This window comes from Pseudomonas sp. WSY_20 (assembly GCF_043104335.1).
Lineage (GTDB): Bacteria > Pseudomonadota > Gammaproteobacteria > Pseudomonadales > Pseudomonadaceae > Aquipseudomonas > Aquipseudomonas parafulva_B.
Genome location: NZ_JBICKP010000065.1, coordinates 120,962 through 140,368 on the forward strand (window position 1 = coordinate 120,962; position 19,407 = coordinate 140,368).

General features: G+C 64.0%; 17 protein-coding genes. All 17 read right to left on the reverse strand.

What is annotated here, in order from left to right; all coding sequences use genetic code 11:
- Positions 1-33 precede the first annotated feature (33 nt).
- The 17 genes from ACF8E5_RS16430 to recJ all read right to left on the reverse strand — a co-directional run bounded on the left by ACF8E5_RS16430 (position 34) and on the right by recJ (position 19,403).
- Positions 34-360: a hypothetical protein gene (locus tag ACF8E5_RS16430; protein WP_058639547.1), complete on the reverse strand. Its 327-nt coding sequence runs from the start codon at positions 358-360 to the stop codon at positions 34-36.
- Positions 357-1,280 carry an alpha/beta hydrolase gene (locus ACF8E5_RS16435; protein WP_058639548.1) on the reverse strand — a complete coding sequence of 308 codons (924 nt, stop codon included), beginning with the start codon at positions 1,278-1,280 and terminating at the stop codon, positions 357-359. Before ACF8E5_RS16435 ends, ACF8E5_RS16430 begins: the two co-directional genes overlap by 4 nt.
- The gene (locus ACF8E5_RS16440) at positions 1,252-2,529 is read right to left on the reverse strand and encodes a flavohemoglobin expression-modulating QEGLA motif protein (RefSeq protein ID WP_196185605.1); all 1,278 of its coding nucleotides are present in this window, start codon (positions 2,527-2,529) and stop codon (positions 1,252-1,254) included. The genes ACF8E5_RS16435 and ACF8E5_RS16440 overlap by 29 nt, the downstream gene beginning before the upstream one ends.
- A gap of 123 nt (positions 2,530-2,652) precedes the next feature.
- Positions 2,653-3,201 (reverse strand): hypothetical protein, encoded by a 549-nt coding sequence (locus ACF8E5_RS16445; protein WP_058639550.1) that lies wholly within the window; start codon positions 3,199-3,201, stop codon positions 2,653-2,655.
- Between the two features lie 28 nt (positions 3,202-3,229).
- The gene (locus ACF8E5_RS16450; protein WP_058639564.1) at positions 3,230-3,934 is read right to left on the reverse strand and encodes a TetR/AcrR family transcriptional regulator; all 705 of its coding nucleotides are present in this window, start codon (positions 3,932-3,934) and stop codon (positions 3,230-3,232) included.
- A gap of 189 nt (positions 3,935-4,123) precedes the next feature.
- The gene (gene lysS, locus ACF8E5_RS16455; protein WP_058639551.1) at positions 4,124-5,626 is read right to left on the reverse strand and encodes a lysine--tRNA ligase; all 1,503 of its coding nucleotides are present in this window, start codon (positions 5,624-5,626) and stop codon (positions 4,124-4,126) included.
- A 92-nt stretch (positions 5,627-5,718) separates the two neighbouring features.
- A protein-coding gene (gene prfB / locus ACF8E5_RS16460; protein WP_100852119.1) for a peptide chain release factor 2 occupies positions 5,719-6,814 on the reverse strand; the annotation gives its coding sequence in 2 pieces (ribosomal slippage) (positions 5,719-6,741 and positions 6,743-6,814; 1,095 coding nt in all).
- 142 nt (positions 6,815-6,956) lie between these two features.
- Entirely contained in the window at positions 6,957-7,961 is a 1,005-nt protein-coding gene (locus ACF8E5_RS16465) for a PleD family two-component system response regulator (RefSeq protein ID WP_058639552.1), read from the reverse strand.
- 51 nt (positions 7,962-8,012) lie between these two features.
- Positions 8,013-9,026, reverse strand: coding sequence for a chemotaxis response regulator protein-glutamate methylesterase (locus tag ACF8E5_RS16470; protein WP_078479002.1), 1,014 nt, complete (start codon positions 9,024-9,026; stop codon positions 8,013-8,015).
- Positions 9,023-11,326 (reverse strand): hybrid sensor histidine kinase/response regulator, encoded by a 2,304-nt coding sequence (locus ACF8E5_RS16475; RefSeq protein ID WP_196185604.1) that lies wholly within the window; start codon positions 11,324-11,326, stop codon positions 9,023-9,025. The genes ACF8E5_RS16470 and ACF8E5_RS16475 overlap by 4 nt, the downstream gene beginning before the upstream one ends.
- The gene (locus ACF8E5_RS16480; protein ID WP_392475544.1) at positions 11,323-11,991 is read right to left on the reverse strand and encodes a chemotaxis protein CheW; all 669 of its coding nucleotides are present in this window, start codon (positions 11,989-11,991) and stop codon (positions 11,323-11,325) included. Before ACF8E5_RS16480 ends, ACF8E5_RS16475 begins: the two co-directional genes overlap by 4 nt.
- Positions 11,988-13,253: a protein-glutamate O-methyltransferase CheR gene (locus tag ACF8E5_RS16485; RefSeq protein WP_058639556.1), complete on the reverse strand. Its 1,266-nt coding sequence runs from the start codon at positions 13,251-13,253 to the stop codon at positions 11,988-11,990. Before ACF8E5_RS16485 ends, ACF8E5_RS16480 begins: the two co-directional genes overlap by 4 nt.
- Positions 13,250-13,756, reverse strand: coding sequence for a chemotaxis protein CheW (locus ACF8E5_RS16490; RefSeq protein ID WP_058603759.1), 507 nt, complete (start codon positions 13,754-13,756; stop codon positions 13,250-13,252). Before ACF8E5_RS16490 ends, ACF8E5_RS16485 begins: the two co-directional genes overlap by 4 nt.
- A 5-nt stretch (positions 13,757-13,761) precedes the next feature.
- Positions 13,762-15,384 (reverse strand): methyl-accepting chemotaxis protein, encoded by a 1,623-nt coding sequence (locus tag ACF8E5_RS16495; protein ID WP_058639557.1) that lies wholly within the window; start codon positions 15,382-15,384, stop codon positions 13,762-13,764.
- Positions 15,385-15,526: 142 nt separating this feature from the next.
- On the reverse strand, positions 15,527-16,210 hold the full coding sequence (locus ACF8E5_RS16500) for a tellurite resistance TerB family protein (RefSeq protein WP_182139128.1): 684 nt from the start codon (positions 16,208-16,210) through the stop codon (positions 15,527-15,529).
- 150 nt (positions 16,211-16,360) lie between these two features.
- Positions 16,361-17,467, reverse strand: a complete 1,107-nt coding sequence (locus tag ACF8E5_RS16505) for an NADH:flavin oxidoreductase/NADH oxidase (protein WP_392475545.1) — start codon at positions 17,465-17,467, stop codon at positions 16,361-16,363.
- A gap of 226 nt (positions 17,468-17,693) precedes the next feature.
- The gene (gene recJ, locus ACF8E5_RS16510) at positions 17,694-19,403 is read right to left on the reverse strand and encodes a single-stranded-DNA-specific exonuclease RecJ (RefSeq protein WP_058639559.1); all 1,710 of its coding nucleotides are present in this window, start codon (positions 19,401-19,403) and stop codon (positions 17,694-17,696) included.
- Positions 19,404-19,407 lie beyond the last annotated feature (4 nt).

Genomic DNA, 19,407 nt, shown 5'->3' on the forward strand with positions numbered 1-19,407 from the left:
TCTTTTTTGCTGCTACCGGTTAGCCACGAAGACCTATCGCACCTGCTGCGGCGTATCTGCGCCCACACAGCGCACGGCGCGCTTACGGCTGTCGACCAGCACGCCACTGAGGCCTTTTTGCTGGGTGTCGAACAGGACCAGCACACCCTCGGCGCACTGGGCCACCTGCGCTGCCGGCTCCAATGACACTTTGTAGTCTTCGCCCGGTACCGTCTTGAGCATGGTGAAGTCTTGCAGCAACAAGGCATCCTCAGGCTTGGCGAAGTGCAGGTAACCGTAGTACCACAGGGCTCCCACCGTCACGATGATGCTGCCGACTCCCGTCAGGATCAGCGGTATGGCGTTGCGTTCTTCGCTCATTGCGGGCTCTTCTCGTCATAGGCATTGGGCACTTCGGCAAGCCGCCGCAGGCCGGTGAAATGGCTGGGATCATCCAGAAAACGCAGCATCACTTCGCGCCAGGTGGGGTCGGCGAACGTCTGCACGTGCCCACCTCGGGTCAACTGCAGCACTCGAGGCGGCGGCGCCTGCTGATACAGGCGGATGACATTGTTCATCGGCACCAGGTCGTCATCGATGCTGTGGAAAAAGAGCTTTGGCGGGCTGGTCAGCTGCCCGACGGACTCGACGGCGCTATCGGCATCGGGCACCAGCCAGGACAAGGGCACCTGAAGTGGCCAGGTCATCCACGATGTACTCAAGGCGTACTGGCCCACCGCTCGGTAGCTGGCAGGAACGCCGTCGAACACCAGAGCGCTGAAGCGTTCGCGCTGCTCGGGATGGGCCGCCAGGTAGTGGATGGCCATGGCACCGCCCAGACTCTGCCCCAGCAACACCAGAGGCTTGCCCTTGACCTGCGGGGACTGATCGAGCCAGGCCATGGCGGCAGCGATATCCTGATAGACCTCAGGTAGCCGCGGCTTGCCCTCGGACAGTCCGTAGCCTCGGTAGTCGATCATCAGCACCTGGTAACCTTGCTCCGGCAACCAGTAGCTGCCGCCCAGGTGACCGGGCAGATTGCCCCCATTGCCGTGCAGGTGCAGCACCGTGCCCTTGACCGCCACACCTTGCTTGGCCGGCAGCCACCAAGCGTGCAGGCGCACACCGTCGGCGGCAACCAGGGTGACATCGCTGTAGGCGAGCCTGGCCCGCTCAGGCGTGAACGCCTGGCCTCGCTCAGGGTAGAACAGCAAGCCGCTGCACCCGCCCAGCAGCACCAGCAGCATGCCTGCCGTCAGCAGGCGCAGCCCGTTAAAGGATGTTCGCGTAGTCGGTTTCAATACGGTCCAGGCTCAGGTGGTTGAGGAAGTTGGAAAAGCACATCCAGGCCGACAAGGCGTTCAGGTCGCGGAATTGCTCAGGCAGGTACTTGGGCGGCTCCACCAGGCCCTCCTCGACGAGCTGGCGCAGGGTGCGCATGTCTTCGAGGGTGGTCTTGCCGCAGAACAGCAGCGGTATTTGCTCCAGCTTGCCCTTCTTCACGGCCAACTGAATGTAGTTGTAAACCATGATGAAGCCCTTGAGGTAGGACAAGTCCTTGGTAAATGGCAAGCCATTGGGCACCGACCCACGGAATACCCGGCTGGCGTTGCTGTAGCTCTGCCCCATGTCGAAGCCCTGCTCTCGGAAGAACTGGTACACCTGCATGAAGTCTGCACCGTCCTCGACCATGTGTATGGCGCGGGTCCGGTTGGTCAGTTTGCGCAGGCGGCTGGGGTAGGAGGCGAAAGCGATGACTTCCATCAGGATGGCCAGGCCTTCCTGGGTCACCGTCGAGGAAGGCGGGCCCTTGGCCAGGAACGTACAGATGGGCTGGTTCAGGCCGTTGAGTGTGGTGCCCACATGCACCAGCCCCTCGTGGACTTCCAAGGCCCGTACATCACGCGCGTTGAACATGGCATCGGCACGCACCTTGATGTAGTCGGCACCGGCGGCGGCATCGGCCACGATGCCGTCGGACTCGAACACGCGGATGGTCCCTTCGGCTTCGCCGAACACCTTGTTCAACCGGCACTGGAGAATATCCACCGCTTGCTTGGCCGTCAGGTTCTTCGGCTCGTCCTTGAGGTCGCCGCGCCCATCGATGTTGTTCAGGTAGTCCGACAGCATCAGGCCAAGGTCGGCCAGGGTCGGGTCACCGGCATGGAAAACGTCGGAGGCAGCGCCGTACAGCTCCTGGGAAATCAGACCGAAATCTTCCGTGCCCCTGGCCTCGAGCATGCGCACTACCATGCGGTACTCGCGGCACATGCGTTTCATGATCTGCCCCACGGGGCTGAACTGGCCAAGCTGGCGGATGATGTCACGCTCGATGGCCTGGAACTCCGCTTTCACTGCGCTGGAGTCGAACCCCAGTGAGCGCGCCTGATAATAGGCGCGGTCCACGGCAGGCGGCACCTTGCCCTTGGCCTCGAAGAAGCCGCGGCGGATGCCATCGTCCCACTTGACTGCATCGAGCACGCGAATCGGCGTTTGCGCGGCCACGATACGGTCGGACAGGGCGCGAATGGTTTGCTGGTACTCGTCCACAAAGAAATCCTTATCGGCCGTCAGGCCAAGCCATGTCCGCTCGTGTCGGGCCACTCAGGTGTCGAGCAGCCTGGGTGGGCGCGCGCCGTTGACGCACCCGCGAATCACCCGAGACCTGCCCTGTCACTTGCCAGCGCGTTTGAAACGCACCGCCTCCACGAACAGGTCCGAATTCGCGGGGTCGTTGAGGTAGGCCAGGACTCGCTCTGGCGGGCTGTCCACCAGCACACCCTCGCCGTTGTCCTGCGCCACTTCGGTGCTGTGCCCGCTCAATTCCTTGCTGCCCAAGGCCTGCTGCACTTGCTGCACATCGAGGTTATAGACCACCAGCTCCTTGCCATCGACGATATCGAAACCACCGATCACGTAGTTGCCCCCAAATTCGCCCGGCACCCGCGCCGACAGGTACCAGCGATTACCCTGCTGGGCCACGTTGAACACATAGGTTTGAGCAGATTTGCCCTTGGGTGTAGCTACCGCCTTGTAGGCCCCTGCGTCGGCACGCGTGATGACCAGCTTCAGCGGCTCGCCCCAGGCGTCCTTGGTGATCCAGCTGCCCACAAGCCCCCTGGGTGCCGAGGACTTGCCTGGCAGCGGTTCGGAAAACGTCACCAGACAACCGCCCAGCATCAGGAATGACAGCGTCAACAGCACCACACGCCAGGCTTTCATCAGGTTTTCTTCCTCGAAAAGGTCGGGCTCAATCCGACGCCAGCACCAACTGCAGGTATCGGGTAAGCATTGCCAGCATCGGCCCATCGGCCTGCGCCTCGGCGTGCTTGAGCAGGCCCTGATATTCCATCTGCTCGATAATCGCCGTCAACATCTGTGCATCCTGTTCCGGCTGCCGCGAGCCAACGACTTGCAGCAGCTGGCGCGTACCGTGCAGCAGAATCTGCTCGTGGGCACACACCAGCTCGGCCAGGCGCGGGCACAACAGCGCTTCCTGGCGAAACGCCTGCTCGGCCATCATGAAATCGCGGCGGGTGAGCAGTTGGCGCTGCACATAATCGGCCATCATGCGCGCCACTTCATCGGCCAGTTTTGCCCGTGCCTGGGGGCTGCCGTCGCCCTGGGCCAGCAGTTGGCGCAGCACCGCTTCGGTGTTGAGCCAGAGCTTGGCCATGTAGGCGGCGCTGCGCTCGACGTACTGGGCGAACGTGTCGGTGAGCAGGTCCTCGATATCCTTGAAGTAGTAGGTGGTGGCCGACAGCGGTACCCCTGCCTCTGCGGCGACGGCACGGTGTCGCACGCCCCGAACGCCATCGCGCACCACGATGCGCATGGCGGCGTCCAGAATCAGTTGGCGGCGCTGTTCGCTGCCTTGCCGGGCCGTCTTGCGACCCTGGTAACGCACGCTTTCGGCAACGGCGGTGGCGATGCCGGCAGCCCCTTGTTGAGCCATGGCGGTTGTCATGGAGTACCTCATGTACGGTGTCTGGTCGGAGCATGCCCGTTCGCGTCAGATCTGGCCCCAGGCATTGGAATCGTAGATTCACTTGGCCAGGGATTGAATCGCGAGCGGGCCGGTGATGACAACATAAAGCTTCGGGCAAGAAAAAGCCGCCTGAAAAGGCGGCTTTTTCGACTTCACTCAGGCCTGCGGACGCATATGCGGGAACAGGATCACATCGCGAATCGATGGCGAGTTGGTCAGCAGCATCACCAGGCGGTCGATGCCGATGCCCTCGCCCGCCGTTGGCGGCATGCCATATTCCAGCGCGCGCACGAAATCGGCGTCGTAGTGCATGGCCTCGTCGTCACCGGCATCCTTCTCGGCCACCTGGGCCAGGAAGCGCTCGGCCTGGTCTTCGGCATCGTTGAGCTCGGAGTAGGCGTTGGCAATTTCGCGCCCGCCGATGAACAGTTCGAAACGGTCGGTCACCGCAGGGTTCTCATCGTTGCGACGGGCCAGCGGCGAAACCTCGAACGGGTACTCGGTAATGAAGTGCGGCTGCTCCAGCTTGTGCTCGACCAGCTCTTCGAAAATCATCACCTGCAGCTTGCCCAGGCCTTCATGGCCCAGCACCTTGGCCCCTGCCTTGCGGGCGATGTCGCGGGCGCGGTCGACATCCTGCAGGTCGGCAGCGGTCAGCTCGGGGTTGTACTTGAGGATCGAGTCGAACACCGACAGGCGCACGAACGGCTCGCCGAAGTGGAAGACCTTGTCGCCGTACGGCACATCGGTAGAGCCCAGCACCAGCTGCGCCAGCTCGCGGAACAGTTCCTCGGTGAGGTCCATGTTGTCGCGGTAGTCGGCGTAGGCCTGGTAGAACTCAAGCATGGTGAACTCAGGGTTGTGGCGCGTCGAAACCCCTTCGTTGCGGAAGTTGCGGTTGATTTCGAAGACCTTCTCGAAGCCACCGACGACCAGACGCTTGAGGTACAGCTCAGGCGCGATACGCAGGAACATGGCCATGTCCAGGGCGTTGTGGTGGGTTTCGAACGGCTTGGCCGCTGCGCCGCCCGGGATGGTCTGCAACATCGGCGTCTCGACTTCGAGGAAGTCGCGTTCGATGAGGAACTTGCGAATGTGCGAGATGACCTGCGAGCGCACGCGGAAGGTGTGGCGTGTTTCTTCGTTGACCATCAGGTCGACGTAGCGCTGGCGGTAGCGCTGCTCGGTGTCGGTCAGGCCGTGGTGCTTGTCGGGCAGCGGGCGCAGCGACTTGGTCAGCAGGCGCACCTGGGTCATCTCGACGTACAGGTCACCCTTGCCCGAGCGGGCCAGGGTGCCCTCGGCGCTGATGATGTCGCCCAGGTCCCAGGTCTTGACCGCAGCCAGGGTTTCTTCGGGCAGGGTCTTGCGGTTGACATAGACCTGGATACGGCCGGTCATGTCCTGGATGACCATGAACGAGCCACGGTTGAGCATGATACGGCCCGCTACCTTGACCGGGATCGCGGCTGCTTCCAGCTCTTCCTTGGTCTTGTCCGCGTACTGTTTCTGCAGGTCGTTGCAGTAGCTGTCGCGACGGAAGTCGTTGGGGAAGGCATTGCCCTTGGCGCGTTCTGCGGCAAGCTTTTCCTTGCGCAGGGCGATCAGGGCGTTCTCTTCCTGTTGCAGGTCTTGCGATTCGGTCTTCAGGTCGCTCATGTCGTCTTTGTTTCCATCAGGTATTCGTTGCCCTTGGCGGGCAGGGCGCGCGCTACCGGCAAGGGGCCGGTGGCGCGGCGATAGGGTGTGGCTTACAGCCCCTGCTTGAGGCTCGCTTCCAGGTACTGGTCAAGGTCACCGTCCAGCACTTTCTGGCAATCGCTGCGTTCCACGCCGGTACGCAGGTCCTTGATGCGCGAGTCGTCCAGCACGTAGGAGCGGATCTGGTGGCCCCAGCCAATGTCCGATTTGCTGTCTTCCAGCGCCTGCGAGGCCGCATTGCGTTTCTGCATCTCCAGCTCGTACAACTTGGCCCGCAGCATTTTCATGGCGGTGTCCTTGTTGGCATGCTGGGAGCGTTCGTTCTGGCACGCCACCACGGTGTTGGTCGGCACGTGGGTGATACGCACTGCCGAGTCGGTGGTGTTGACGTGCTGGCCACCGGCGCCCGAGGAGCGGTAGGTATCGATGCGCAAGTCCGATGGGTTGATCTCGATTTCGACCTTGTCGTCGATTTCGGGCGAGACGAACACGGCCGAGAACGAGGTGTGGCGGCGGGCACCAGAGTCGAACGGGCTCTTGCGCACCAGGCGGTGCACGCCGATCTCGGTGCGCAGCCAGCCGAAGGCGTACTCGCCCTTGATGTGCACGGTGGCGCCCTTGATGCCAGCCACCTCGCCCTCGGAGAGTTCGATGATGGTAGCGTCGAAGCCACGCTTGTCGGCCCAGCGCAGGTACATGCGCAACAGGATGTTGGCCCAGTCCTGCGCCTCGGTCCCGCCGGAGCCGGCCTGGATGTCGAGGTAGGCGTTGTTCATGTCCATCTCGCCGCTGAACATGCGACGGAACTCGAGCTGGGCCAGGTGTTCTTCCAGGCCTTGCAGTTCGGTCACGACGTCGCCGACAGCGCCTTCGTCGCCCTCTTCGACGGCCATGTCCAGCAGGTCCTTGCAGTCAGCCAACCCGTTGGACAGTTTGTCCAGGGTCTCGACGACCTGCGCCAGCATGGACCGCTCACGGCCCAGGGCCTGGGCGTACTCAGGCTTGTTCCAGACGTTGGGGTCTTCCAGCTCGCGATTGACTTCGATCAGGCGGTCATGCTTGAGATCGTAGTCAAAGATACCCCCGAATGGACTGGGAGCGGTCGGAGAGGTCCTTGATGGTGTTCAGGATCGGTTGGATTTCCATGGGCAGGCTACTCGTGCGAATTCGGTGAAAAGCCTGCGAGTATAACCGAGTCGGCCGCGTGGCGGCAGACCCGCCTGACAGTCGTCGACGACCAGACGCCGGGTGCAGCCAGCCGAGAAAGGTGCACCCCTGCCCCGGCTTGCTAGGCGACACCCACTTGGTTGCGGCCACCGTTCTTGGCCTGGTACAGCCCCTTGTCCGCCGCCGAGATCAATTGCCGGCAGTGGCTGCCGATGGGCGGAACCTGCGTGGCCAAGCCCACGCTGACGGTCAGGTGCGACCCGGCAGACGGTGCCATGTGCTCGATCGCCAGGCCCAGCACGCTCTGGCGCAGTTTCTCGGCGACCAGCCTGGCGCCACCTGGGGAGGTGTTGGGCAACACCAGGGCAAACTCCTCGCCGCCATAGCGGGCCGGAAGGTCGCTGGGCCGCGAGCACGACCCACGGATGGCCTCTGCCACGCGCCGCAGCGCTTCGTCTCCGGCCAGGTGGCCAAAGGTATCGTTGTAGGCCTTGAAATAATCGACGTCGATCATCAACAACGACAACTGTTGCTGCTCGCGCATCGCCCGTCGCCACTCAAGCTCCAGGTACTCATCGAAATGGCGTCGATTGGACAGCCCCGTCAAGCCATCGGAGTTCATCAGCCGTTGCAGCATCAGGTTCGAATCGAGCAACTGCTGCTGGCTGACACGCAGGGCGCGGTAAGCCTCGTCGCGCTGCAGCAAGGTGAGGTAGGAGCGCGAGTGATAGCGAATGCGCGCCACCAGCTCGATGGTATCGGGCAGTTTGACCAGGTAATCGTTGGCCCCGGCCGCGAACGCGGCGCGCTTGACCAGCGGGTCTTCCTTGGTCGACAGCACGATGATCGGGATGTCCTGGGTGGCCGGGTTGCTGCGGTACTCACGCACCAGCGTCAGGCCATCGAGCCCAGGCATGATCAGGTCCTGCAGAATTACCGTGGGCTTGATGCGCATGGCCTGCTGCACCGCTTGGTGCGGGTCGGCGCAAAAATGAAAATCGATGTTGTCTTCATCGGCCAGGCCCCGCCGCACGGCTTCGCCGATCATGGCCTGATCGTCTACCAGCAGCACCATCGCCGAGTTTTCATCGGCGGCGGCGAACCCTTCGATGGGGAGCTCATTCATGGCTGGTCACCTGAACACGGCCGGCCAGGCGGCATGATTCGTTACACTTCGTCATTGTGCAAAAACTTCCGTCAGACGCCCGGCTATGCCTTCAAGCGGGCGGATTTCCACTGCGGCATCGATCGCCGCAGCAGCCTTGGGCATGCCATAGACAGCACTGCTGGCCTGGTCCTGGGCAATGGTCAGAAAACCCCGTTGGCGCATCATCTTGAGCCCCTGTGCTCCGTCGCGCCCCATGCCGGTGAGCAGCACCCCCACTGCCTCGCCTGACCAGTAGCGCACCACGCTTTCGAAGAAGACGTCGATCGAAGGGCGGTAGATTTCATTGACCGGTTCGGCAGTGTAGGCCAGTTGCCCGTTCTGTAGCAGACGCAGATGGTGGTTGGTTCCGGCCAACAGCACCTGGCCAGGTTGCGGTGGCTCCCCTTCGCGTGCCAGGCGCACTGGCAGCCCGGCTGCACTGCTGAGCCATTCGGCCATGCCGGCGGCAAAGACCTGATCCACATGCTGAACCAGCACGATCGCGGCCGGAAACCCTGCTGGCACCCCTTTGAGCAGTACCTCCAGGGCCGCCGGGCCACCTGCTGATGAACCGATAGCCACCAACCCTCGTCGCTGGCTTGCTTCACGCAGCGGTGCGGCAACCGGCCTAGGCGTCGGCGGGCGCTGCTGGCCAATCAGCCAGCTGATGTTGAGAATCTTGCGCAGCAATGGCGCGGCGGCTTCACGGGCGTCGCCAGCGCCCAGCGTCGGTGTATCGACCACATCCAGTGCGCCATGCCCCATGGCTTCGAATACCCGGTGCACATTCTGCTTGCGATCGACCGTGACGATGACGATGGCGCACGGGGTATCGGCCATGATCCGGCGAGTCGCTTCCACGCCATCCATCACCGGCATGATCAAGTCCATCAGGATCAGGTCCGGCTGCTGTTCCTGGCAGCGTTGCACGGCTTCGGCACCGTTGCTGGCTACCCACACCACTTCATGGGCAGGTTCCAGCGCGACGGCGCGTCGCAAGGCCTCCACTGCCAAGGGCATGTCATTGACGATGGCGATCTTCATCCGTGAGCACCTCCGATCAGTTCGACTACAGCATCGAGCAACGCATCGTCGTGGAAACTGGCTTTAGCCAAATAGTAGTCGGCCCCGGCATCCAGGCCACGCCGTCGGTCTTCCTCCCGATCCTTGTAGGAAACCACCATGACAGGCAGCGATTGCAGGCGCTGGTCACGGCGCACCAGGGTGACCAATTCAATGCCGTCCATGCGCGGCATGTCGATGTCGGTGATCAGCAAGTCGAAATCGTCGCCGCGCAGGGCATTCCAGCCATCCATGCCATCGACCGCCACTGCGACGTCGTAGCCGCGATTGCCCAGCAGCTTGCGCTGCAGCTCGCGCACCGTCAGCGAGTCGTCGACGACCAGTACGCGTTTGCGCGCCAGACCAGAGACGCCGGCACCGCCGCGCTCGACGCGCTCGAGCGTGCCGGTGCTGAGCAGTTTGTCGACCGAGCGCAGAATGTCCTCCACATCGACGATCAGCACCACCGAACCGTCGTCCAGCAGCGCCCCTGAAGAAATGTCCTGCACTTTGCCCAGACGCGGATCGAGCGGCATCACCACCAGCACCCGCTCACCGATCAGGCGCTCGACGGCCACGCCGTACAAGCGCTCGCGCTCGCGGATGACCACGACCCGCAGGCTGTCCTGGTCGGTTTGCCCGGCCGGCCGGTGCAGCAACTGGCTGGCCGCTACGAGACCGATGTGCTGGCCGTCATGCCAGAAATGCTGCCGCCCTTCAATCTGCACGATGTCGTTGGCATCCACCGCCAGGGTGTGTTCGATATGCGCCAGGGGGAAGGCATAGGCTTCCCCGCCGACTTCCACGACCAGGCTGCGCACGACCGACAAGGTCTGCGGTACCTGCAGGTGGAAGCGGCACCCCAGCCCGGGCGTCTGGGTCAGTTCGATCGCCCCGCGCAATTCGCGAATCATGTGCTGCACGGCGTCAAGCCCTACACCCCGCCCGGACACTTCGGTCACCGTGTCCCGCAGGCTGAAGCCTGGCAGGAAGAGGAACGTGAGCAATTCATCGTCACTCATGCGCGCGACGGTTTCGGCTGGAGACAGGGCACGCTCGACAATGCTGGCACGCAGGCGATCCAGGTCCACACCGGCACCGTCGTCCATCAGCTCAAGGCTCAGCATCCCGGCATGGTGCGAGACGCGCAGGCGGATCAGCCCCTCTTCGGGCTTGCCCGCCAACAGCCGCCTGTCTGGCAGTTCGATGCCATGATCGACCGCGTTACGCAGCAAGTGGGTCAGCGGAGCCTCGAGCTTTTCCAGCACGTCACGATCGACCTGGGTTTTCTCGCCTTCGATGACCAGGCGCACCGGTTTGCCCAGGGCGCGCCCCAGGTCGCGCACCATGCGGCTCTGCCCGGCCAGCACATCGGCAAACGGGCGCATGCGGCAGGCCAGGGCGGTGTCGTAGAGCAGTTGCGCGCGCTGGCTGGCCTGCCAGCCGAATTCGTCCAGATCGGCCGCTTGCTGACGCAGGATCTGCTGGGTCTCGGCCAACAAGCGTTGAGTCTGGGCCAAGGCTTCGAGTACCTCGTTCCCCTGGCCGCTGTCTTCGAGTTGCAGGCGCAAGCCATCGAGCGCCTGCATGCCCTGGCCATGCATGCGCTTGAGGCGCTGCAAGGTGGCCAGGTAGGGCTTGAGACGCTGGGTTTCAACCAGGGACTTGCTGGACAGGTCGAGCAGGCTGTTGAGCCTGTCGGCGGTCACTCGCAGTACCCGCTCGCCCCCTTCGACCGTGCGCTTGCCGGCCTTGCGACGTGGCGCAGGCTCGGCATCGGCGGGCGGCTCAGACGCCGGTGCAGGCGGCGCGGTCGGTGTCTGGCTCGCAACCGGCGGTGGCGCCATCGGTGGACGGGCCTGCGCGGGGGCGGCAGGTGCAGCGCCCTGCCTCCCGGGCTCCAATACGGCGGCCATCAGCACCAGGAAGCCAGGCACATCGTCCTGGGCGGCTGTGTCGCTGGGCGTTGCAATGCGCATCAACAGGTCGGTGCCCTGCAGCAGCGCGTCGATGTGCTCAGCGCTCAGGCGCAGGCGGCCTTCCTGGGCCGCCACCAGGCAGTCCTCCATCACGTGCGCAACGCTGACACCGGCATCCACGCCAACGATGCGTGCAGCCCCTTTAAGGGAATGGGCTGCGCGCATGCAGGCTTCCAGCTGGTCGGCCTGGGTAGGGTTGCGCTCCAGGGCCAGAAGCCCGGCGCTGAGTACCTGCGTCTGGGCCTCGGCTTCAAGGCTGAACAGTTCGAGCAACGAGGCGTCGCGCATTTGCTCAGGGGTCATGGCAGGCTCCGCTGTACGGCAGACAACAGCTGTTGCTCATCCAGCACACGCACGCTGCGCCCGCGCCATTGCAGCACCGCTGCCGTGAAGCGCATGGCGTCGTGAGCAAGGTCCGTGGGCCGATCAAGCCGGTGGATACCATCGATTTCCTCGACGGCCATGACCACCGGGCCACCCTCGGCTGCCAGGATCAGCATGCGTGGCAAGCCCCGATTGTTGCGCTGTTCAGTCGCACCGCCAGGGGTACCCAGCAGCTCCTGCAACGACAGGCACGGCACCAGGGCACCCCGCACATTGGCAACGCCCAACAGCACGCGCGAGCGCTGATGGGGTAGCGAATGCACGGCCTGCAAGGGCGCGATTTCGGCCAGGCATGCCGTAGGCAACGCCAGCCACTCCTCCCCCAGGCGGAACAACAGCATCGAGCGCCCTGTACAGGCCTGCTCGACCGCTTCCAGGTCCGGCTGTGCGTCGGTGTCCTGCACCAGTGCGTAGCGGTCCAGCAGACGCGTGGCCGCGGCGGCGTACACCTCGCAGTTGCGACAATGGACATGACGCTCAAGCAGCGGGCATTGCTTGTTGCCATGCACGCCGATGCGATTCCAGCAGTCATCGATGCGCACATCGGTTTCGGCGAGCAGGTCGGTCACAGCCTCATCGTTCATCGGTCGGCCTCCCGACCCGCACGCATGGCACGGCTTTGCAGACGCTGGGCCCCGGCCTGGTCACCCTGGGCCTGCAAGAGCGCGGCCAGGTGAACGAGCGCTTCGGGGTGCTGCGGCTCAAGGTACAGCGCCTTGCGGTAGTGAACCTGCGCTTGTTGCAAATCACCTTCGGTGTCGCTGAGCAGACCCAACCAATAGTACACCTGGGCCGACGGGGGGTACTGGCGCAGGTAACGCTGGCAGGCATCACGCGCCTGCTGGCTGTTGCCGGCATTGGCATGCTCGGCAATGCTTGCCAGCAATTCGCGGGCACCGAGCCCGGTAGCTTCGACGGCCTGCCGGTCAGGCACAGGCCCAAGAGACCCGCGCATGCGTGGCAGGGGGACATTGGTCGGCCGGTAGCCGGTCAACGGCTTGATGGGTTCGCGTTGAATCGGCACGGCCGGCGCCGGTCGTTGCTGAGCCATATCGTCTTGGCGCACATAGGCAAAAGACTGGGCAATGCCCACCGGACGCATACCAAGGCGAGCCAGCAGGCTGCCTTCGGCGGGCCCGATGAACAGCACGCCTTGGGGGTGAAGCAGGCGCTTGAGGGTTTCGAACACCCGTTGCTGGGTGGGTACATCGAAATAAATCAGCAGGTTGCGGCAGAACACGAAGTCGTAGAGGCCCTCCCGGCTGGCCAATGCCGGATCAAGGACATTGCCGACGTGCAGGGTCACTTGCTGGCGCACACGGTCATGCACACGATGGCCCTCGTCGATGGCATCGAAGTACCGTTCGCGAAAACCCAGGTCGTCGCCACGAAACGCGTTGCGCCCGTAAAGACCCTGGCTGGCCTTGGCCACAGAGGCAGGGCTGATGTCCATACCGTCGATCAGGAAGGATGCCGGGGCGATGCCGGCATCGAGCAGCGCCATCGCCAGCGAATAGGGCTCTTCCCCTGTCGAACAAGGCAGGCTGAGCAAGCGCAGAGGGCGAGCGGCGGCCAATTCGGCCAGGCGTTTGTGCGCAAGGCTTGCCAGGGCAGTGAAGGACTCGCGGTAGCGGAAGAACCATGTCTCCGGCACGATGACCGCTTCGATCAGCGCCTGTTGCTCGGCCGGCGATTGCTGCAGGCGCAGCCAGTAGTCGTCCAGACCGCTGGCACCCAGCGCCGCGCTGCGCTGACGCAGGGCACGCTCGACCATCGATGCGCCCACCGACTCGACGTCCAAACCTATGCGCTCACGCAGAAAATGAAAGAAATGCCGCTCGTTCATGCGCAGGTCCCGCCCTGTGCGTCAGGGTACAGCACACGGTGCACGGCCTCGGGCAGCACCTGGTCGACCTCGATGCGCTGCACCAGCCCCTGGGCATCCTGGCGGACCGGCCCCAGGTAAGGTGCGGGGTCATTGTCCACGCCATAGGGTTTGAATTCATCAGCACGGCAGCGCAGGGTTTCGGTGGCGTGCTCCAGAATCAGGCCCAGTTGCAGTGCGCTGCGATAGCGCACCAGCACCAGGCGGGTACTGGTACGTTGCAGCGCCGGCCGCCCTATGCACAAGGCAGCCAAGTCCACCACCGGCACCAACTGGCCACGGTGGGCAAGAATGCCCGCCACCCAATGCGGCGCTTGCAGCACTGGCTTGAGAGGCTGACGGGGCAGCACCTTGATTACCTCCTGCACGGACAGGGCAAAACGCTGGTCACCCAGGTGAAACTGCAGGTACAGCGCGCCGTTGTCGTGGCCTGCCGGCACGGCGCGCGGTTGCATGTCGATCATCGTCTTCAGACTTTGAAGCGCGACACGCCGCCGCGCAGGCCGGCGGCGACCTGGCTCAGCTCGTCGATGGCAAAACTGGCCTGGCGCAGCGACTCTACAGTCTGGGTACTGGCGTCGCTCAGTTGCGCCAGCGCCTGGTTGATCTGCTCGGCCCCGGTGGCCTGGGCCTGCATGCCCTCGTTGACCATCAGTACCCGCGGCGCCAGTGCCTGGACCTGATGGATGATCTGGCTCAGTTGCTCACCGACCTGCTGAACCTCGAACATGCCGCGGCGCACCTCTTCGGAAAACTTGTCCATGCCCATGACCCCGGCCGACACGGCCGACTGGATCTCACGCACCATCTGCTCGATGTCATAGGTCGCCACCGCCGTCTGGTCGGCCAGGCGGCGCACTTCGGTGGCCACTACGGCGAAACCGCGGCCATATTCCCCGGCCTTCTCGGCTTCGATCGCCGCGTTGAGCGACAGCAGGTTGGTCTGGTCGGCCACCTTGACGATGGTGACGACCATCTGGGTAATGTTGCTGGCCTTCTCGTTGAGAATGCCCAGCTTGGCGTTGACCAGGTCGGCCGCACCCATGACCTGGTGCATGGTTTCTTCCATGCGCGCCAGCCCCTGCTGGCCGGAGCCGGCCAGGCTCGACGCCTGATCGGCGGCCGAGGTGACTTCGGTCATGGTGCGCACCAGGTCGCGGGACGTGGCGGCGATTTCACGCGACGTGGCACCGATTTCGGTCGTGGTCGCAGCCGTCTCGGTGGCGGTAGCCTGCTGCTGCTTGGAGGTGGCCGCGATTTCTGTCACCGAGGTGGTGACCTGCACCGACGAGCGCTGCGCCTGTGCCACAAGATTGGCCAGGGCCTCGGCCATTTCATTGAAACCGCCCTGAACCGCACCGAACTCGTCCTGGCGGTCCAGGTTCAGGCGCATGCTCAGGTCACCCGAGCGAAGCCTGTCCAGCGCAGTCACGATGAGGCTCATGGGCGAGGTAATGGCGCGCAGCAGTAGCAGGCCACAGATACCGGCAGCCACGATGGCCAGCAACAGCGACACGACCATGCTGCCCTTGGCCGTGTTCACCGCGCTGACGATTTCCCGGGTGGCGGCGTCGGCGGCCAAGCGATTCTGTTCGATCACCTCGTTCAGGTGCTTGCGCCCTTCGACCCAGGTGGGGGTCAGCACTTGGGCGATCAAGCGCTGGGCTTCGGCATAATTGCGTTCTCGATACGCATCGAGCACCTGATTGACGTTCTGCATGTAGGCTTGTTCGAGCTTCACGAAGGCGTCGAAGCGGGCCTGGTCCTCGCCATCGCGAATGGTGGTCTGGTAACTGGCCATGTGTTGCTTGAGCCGGTCTTCGAAACTCTTGAAGAGTTCGATGTCGGCTGAGCTGATCTCGCGCCGGTCAGAAAGCCCGACCAACTGCTGGCTGGTGACGTAACTGTCCACCCATGCGCTGCGGATCATCGAGCTGTAGTAGACCCCCGGAATGCTGTCGGCCCCAACTTCCTGCTCGGCAGATTCGATGGTCACCAGGCGTGAATAGGCCGCCACGATCATCAGCAGCATGATGGCGATGATCACGGCGAAACTTGCCAGGATCCGTTGGCGCAACGTCCAGTTCTTCACATTCAGCCCTCAGGGATTCACTACGAGCAGGAAAAATCGCCGAAGTATAGCCCAGGCGTCCTACAGAATTGCGCGTCAAATTCTGACAGAACGCCCCGCCACCGCAGTGATCCTCCCGATTGGGCCAAGCTGCACGCGCGGCTTATCCCTGCCGCGCCTGCTTTTCCAGCTCCTCGCGCAACCCTTGGGCCAACCCCAGCTGGCGCGCCAGTTCGTCCAGGTAAGCACGCTCCATGTAGTTTTCCTGGTCGACCATCATCACGCTGGCCAGGTACATCTCGGCAGCGATTTCCGGCGTCTGGGCGGCCCGGGCCACCTCGGCCGGGTCCAGCGGCTTGTCGAGCTCCGCATGCAGCCACTGCTGCACTTCACGGTCACCGTCCAGGCGGGTGAACTCACCCTCGATCAGCGCACGCTCGCGCTCATCCACATGACCGTCCGCCTTGGCCGCAGCGACCAGTGCGCGCAGCACCGCCTGGCTGTGCTGCTCCACCTGGGCCGCAGGTACGCGGTCCACCGTCTGCGGCTCTGGTGTAGGGGCCTGTTGGTTGGCCTGCTGCGCCTGCCAGTTGCCATAGGCCTTGTAGGCAAGCACGCCAAGCGCGGCAAGGCCCCCGTAGGTGAGCGCCTTGCCGCCAAACTTGCGGGCTTTCTTGCTGCCGAGCAATACACCCAGCGCACCGCCGCCAAGCAGGCCGCCACCTGCGCCTGACAGCAACCCGCCGAGCCCGCCGGCGCCTGTACCCGTCTTGGCCCCGCCCGCCTGCTTCTCTAGCAGCTGCTGGCCGGATTTGAGCAATTGATCAAGCAAACCCCGGGTATTCATCATGCGCATCTCCACATCAGGGAAGTCAGCAGCCAGAGTAAGACTTGCCCCACATCACGCCACAGAGGATTTGCTTCCAGATGTTGCATCGTCGCAGGCCGGCGGCGGCTTGCCGGTGCCTAGAAGCCCGCCGCCGGCATCAGGGGCCGCTTAGTCGCGCAGGTCCGATTCGTGAATGGGGCTCGACCGGCTGGTGGCCCGCTGATATTGCGCCGGCCAGGTGGCCTGGTGGCCGCCCAGGTCGTCGTCTGCATGCAGCGGCCAGTACGGGTCGCGCAGCAGCTCCCGGGCCAGGAAAATCAGGTCGGCCTGGCCTGTGCGCAGAATATGCTCGGCCTGGGCCGGCTCGGTGATCATGCCCACGGTGCCCGTGGCCATTTCCGACTCCTTGCGCACGCGCTCGGCAAAGCGGGTCTGGTAGCCAGGGCCGGTCGGGATCTCGGCATTGCTGGACGTGCCGCCCGAAGACACATCGATCAGGTCCACCCCAAGCATACGCAGGCGTCGGGCCAGCTCGACGGTTTCGTCCGGGTTCCAACCATCTTCGACCCAGTCGGTGGCCGACACCCGCACGAACAATGGCAACTCGGCCGGCCAGACCGCACGAACCGCTTCGACCACCTGCAAGGTCAGGCGGATGCGGTTGTCGAAACAGCTGCCGTATTCATCCTGACGCTGATTGCTAAGCGGCGACAGGAACTGGTGCAGCAGGTAACCGTGGGCCGCGTGCACTTCGACCACTTTGAAACCCGCCTCCAGCGCGCGCTTGGCCGAGGCGACAAAGGCCTGCACTACTTCCTGGATCTGCGCATGGGTCAGCTCACTGGGCACGGTGTGTTCAGGATCGAACGCGATCTTCGACGGCCCCACCGGCTGCCAGCCGCCCTCCTCCAACGTGACGCTGCCATGCTTGCCTAGCCACGGGCGGTAGGTACTGGCCTTGCGCCCGGCATGGGCGAGCTGGATACCCGGGATTGACCCTTGGGCGGTGATGAAACGGGTGATGCGCTGCAAGGGGGCGATCTGCGCGTCGTCCCACAGACCAAGGTCTTCAGCGGTGATACGACCGTCGGTCGTGACTGCCACGGCCTCGGTGACGACCAGGCCCGCCCCGCCGACGGCACGGCTGCCCAGATGCACGAGGTGCCAGTCGTTGGCCAGGCCATCGACCGAGGAATACTGGCACATCGGTGATACGGCGATGCGGTTCGGCAGGGTCAGCTGACGCAGGGTGTAAGGCTCGAGCAGCATGCTCATGAGGGCACCTCCCAATGGCTGCAAAGTGATCCGGCCCGGGCAGTCAACCACGCATCCCTGGCCCGGTACCGGTCTGTGTTCAGACTAGACCAGATTAGGTAGGGGGAAGGTTCCATGGGGTTTGGCCGCGATGCCCTGGGCGTTGCGTAAAAAGCCTTGATACGCGGTGAGGCTGCGTTGAATACAGCCTGACCTCTTTTCGAATTTTTTTCACACAGCTCCTGGCTCAGCGCGGCTCCATGTGGGCGATCATCAGTTGCACGCTTTCATTGCCGCGAAACTCGTTCACATCCAGCTTGTAGGCCAGCTCCACCCAGCGCACGGTCGGGTTGGGCCAAACCTCGCGGTCGATACCGAAGGCGATGCCGTCCAGGCGCACCGTGCCGCACTCACTCTTGAGCACGACTTTCAAATGACGCTCACCCACCACGCGTTGTTCGACCAGCTGGAACACGCCGTGGAACAGCGGCTCCGGAAAATGCTGCCCCCAAGGCCCGGCTTGGCGCAGCGCCTTGGCCAGGTCCAGGTGGAATTCTTCCACCGCCAGGCTACCATCGGACAGCAGCCGCCCGGTGAGGTCGTCCTCGCACAGCTGGCGGCGCACCTCCTGGTCGAAAGCCTCGGCGAACGCGGGGTAGTTGGCTTCGGGCAAGGACAGCCCTGCCGCCATGGCATGGCCACCGAACTTGCTGATTAGCTGTGGATGGCGCGCGGCCACCGCATCGAGCGCATCGCGGATGTGAAACCCCGGCACTGAGCGCGCAGAGCCCTTGAGCATGCCGTCGCCGGCATCGGCGAAGGCGATGGTCGGGCGGTGATAGCGTTCCTTGAGGCGAGAGGCGAGGATGCCAATGACGCCCTGGTGCCACTCTGCATCGAACAGGCACAGCCCATAGGGCATCGACTCGACCGGCAAGTCCCGCAACTGGGCCAGCGCCTCGCGCTGCATGCCCTGCTCGATAGACTTGCGGTCCTGGTTCAGGCCGTCCAATTGCTGGGCCATGTCCAACGCCAGGGCAGGATCCTCGCAGAGCAGGCACTCGATACCCAGGCTCATGTCGTCCAGGCGCCCTGCGGCGTTCAACCGCGGGCCCAGAATGAAACCCAGGTCGGTGGAGGTGATGCGCCGGTGGTCGCGCTTGGCCACCTCCAGAATCGCCTTGAGGCCAGGCCGGGCGCGTCCGGCACGAATGCGCTCCAGACCCTGATGCACCAGGATGCGATTGTTGGCGTCCAGCGGCACCACGTCGGCAACACTGCCCAGGGCAACCAGGTCCAGCAGTTCACCAATGTTCGGCTGCGGCTGGGTGTCGTAGCGGCCCAGGCTGCGCAAGCGCGCGCGCAGGGCCATGAGGACGTAGAAAATCACCCCGACCCCTGCCAGCGACTTGCTCGGAAACGGGCAGCCTGGCTGGTTGGGGTTGATGATGGCATCGGCGTCCGGCAGCGCCTCGCCGGGCAGGTGGTGGTCGGTCACCAGCACCTTGAGGCCAGCCGCCTTCGCCGCCGCGACGCCGTCGACGCTGGAGATCCCGTTGTCTACCGTGACCAGCAGCTGTGGTTGGCGCTGCAATGCCACTTCGACGATTTCCGGCGTGAGGCCGTATCCGTACTCGAAGCGGTTGGGCACCAGGTAGTCCACGTGGGCCGCACCGAGCAGGCGCAAACCCAGCACGCCGACGGTACTGGCCGTGGCGCCATCGGCATCGAAGTCACCGACGATCAGAATGCGCTGGCCTTGGTCGATGGCCTGCAGCAGCAGGTCGACGCCCGCGTCGATGCCTTTGAGCTGCTGGTAGGGCAGCAGGCGCGCCAGGCTTTTGTCCAGTTCGGCCTCGCTTTGCACGCCACGGGCGGCGTACAGGCGAGTCAGCAAGGGTGGCAGGTTGCCAAGAAACGGCAGGGTCGGGGGCAGCGGGCGGGGTTCGATACGCATGGGA

Bases quoted from the DNA above. Each gene is read 5' to 3' on its own strand.
- ACF8E5_RS16430 (WP_058639547.1), bottom strand. From the start codon at position 360: ATGAGCGAAGAACGCAACGCCATACCGCTGATCCTGACGGGAGTCGGC.
- ACF8E5_RS16445 (WP_058639550.1), bottom strand. From the start codon at position 3,201: ATGAAAGCCTGGCGTGTGGTGCTGTTGACGCTGTCATTCCTGATGCTG.
- ACF8E5_RS16450 (WP_058639564.1), bottom strand. From the start codon at position 3,934: ATGGCTCAACAAGGGGCTGCCGGCATCGCCACCGCCGTTGCCGAAAGC.
- lysS (WP_058639551.1), bottom strand. From the start codon at position 5,626: ATGAGCGACCTGAAGACCGAATCGCAAGACCTGCAACAGGAAGAGAAC.
- ACF8E5_RS16465 (WP_058639552.1), bottom strand. From the start codon at position 7,961: ATGAATGAGCTCCCCATCGAAGGGTTCGCCGCCGCCGATGAAAACTCG.
- ACF8E5_RS16470 (WP_078479002.1), bottom strand. From the start codon at position 9,026: ATGAAGATCGCCATCGTCAATGACATGCCCTTGGCAGTGGAGGCCTTG.
- ACF8E5_RS16475 (WP_196185604.1), bottom strand. From the start codon at position 11,326: ATGACCCCTGAGCAAATGCGCGACGCCTCGTTGCTCGAACTGTTCAGC.
- ACF8E5_RS16480 (WP_392475544.1), bottom strand. From the start codon at position 11,991: ATGAACGATGAGGCTGTGACCGACCTGCTCGCCGAAACCGATGTGCGC.
- ACF8E5_RS16485 (WP_058639556.1), bottom strand. From the start codon at position 13,253: ATGAACGAGCGGCATTTCTTTCATTTTCTGCGTGAGCGCATAGGTTTG.
- ACF8E5_RS16490 (WP_058603759.1), bottom strand. From the start codon at position 13,756: ATGATCGACATGCAACCGCGCGCCGTGCCGGCAGGCCACGACAACGGC.
- ACF8E5_RS16500 (WP_182139128.1), bottom strand. From the start codon at position 16,210: ATGAATACCCGGGGTTTGCTTGATCAATTGCTCAAATCCGGCCAGCAG.
- ACF8E5_RS16505 (WP_392475545.1), bottom strand. From the start codon at position 17,467: ATGAGCATGCTGCTCGAGCCTTACACCCTGCGTCAGCTGACCCTGCCG.
- recJ (WP_058639559.1), bottom strand. From the start codon at position 19,403: ATGCGTATCGAACCCCGCCCGCTGCCCCCGACCCTGCCGTTTCTTGGC.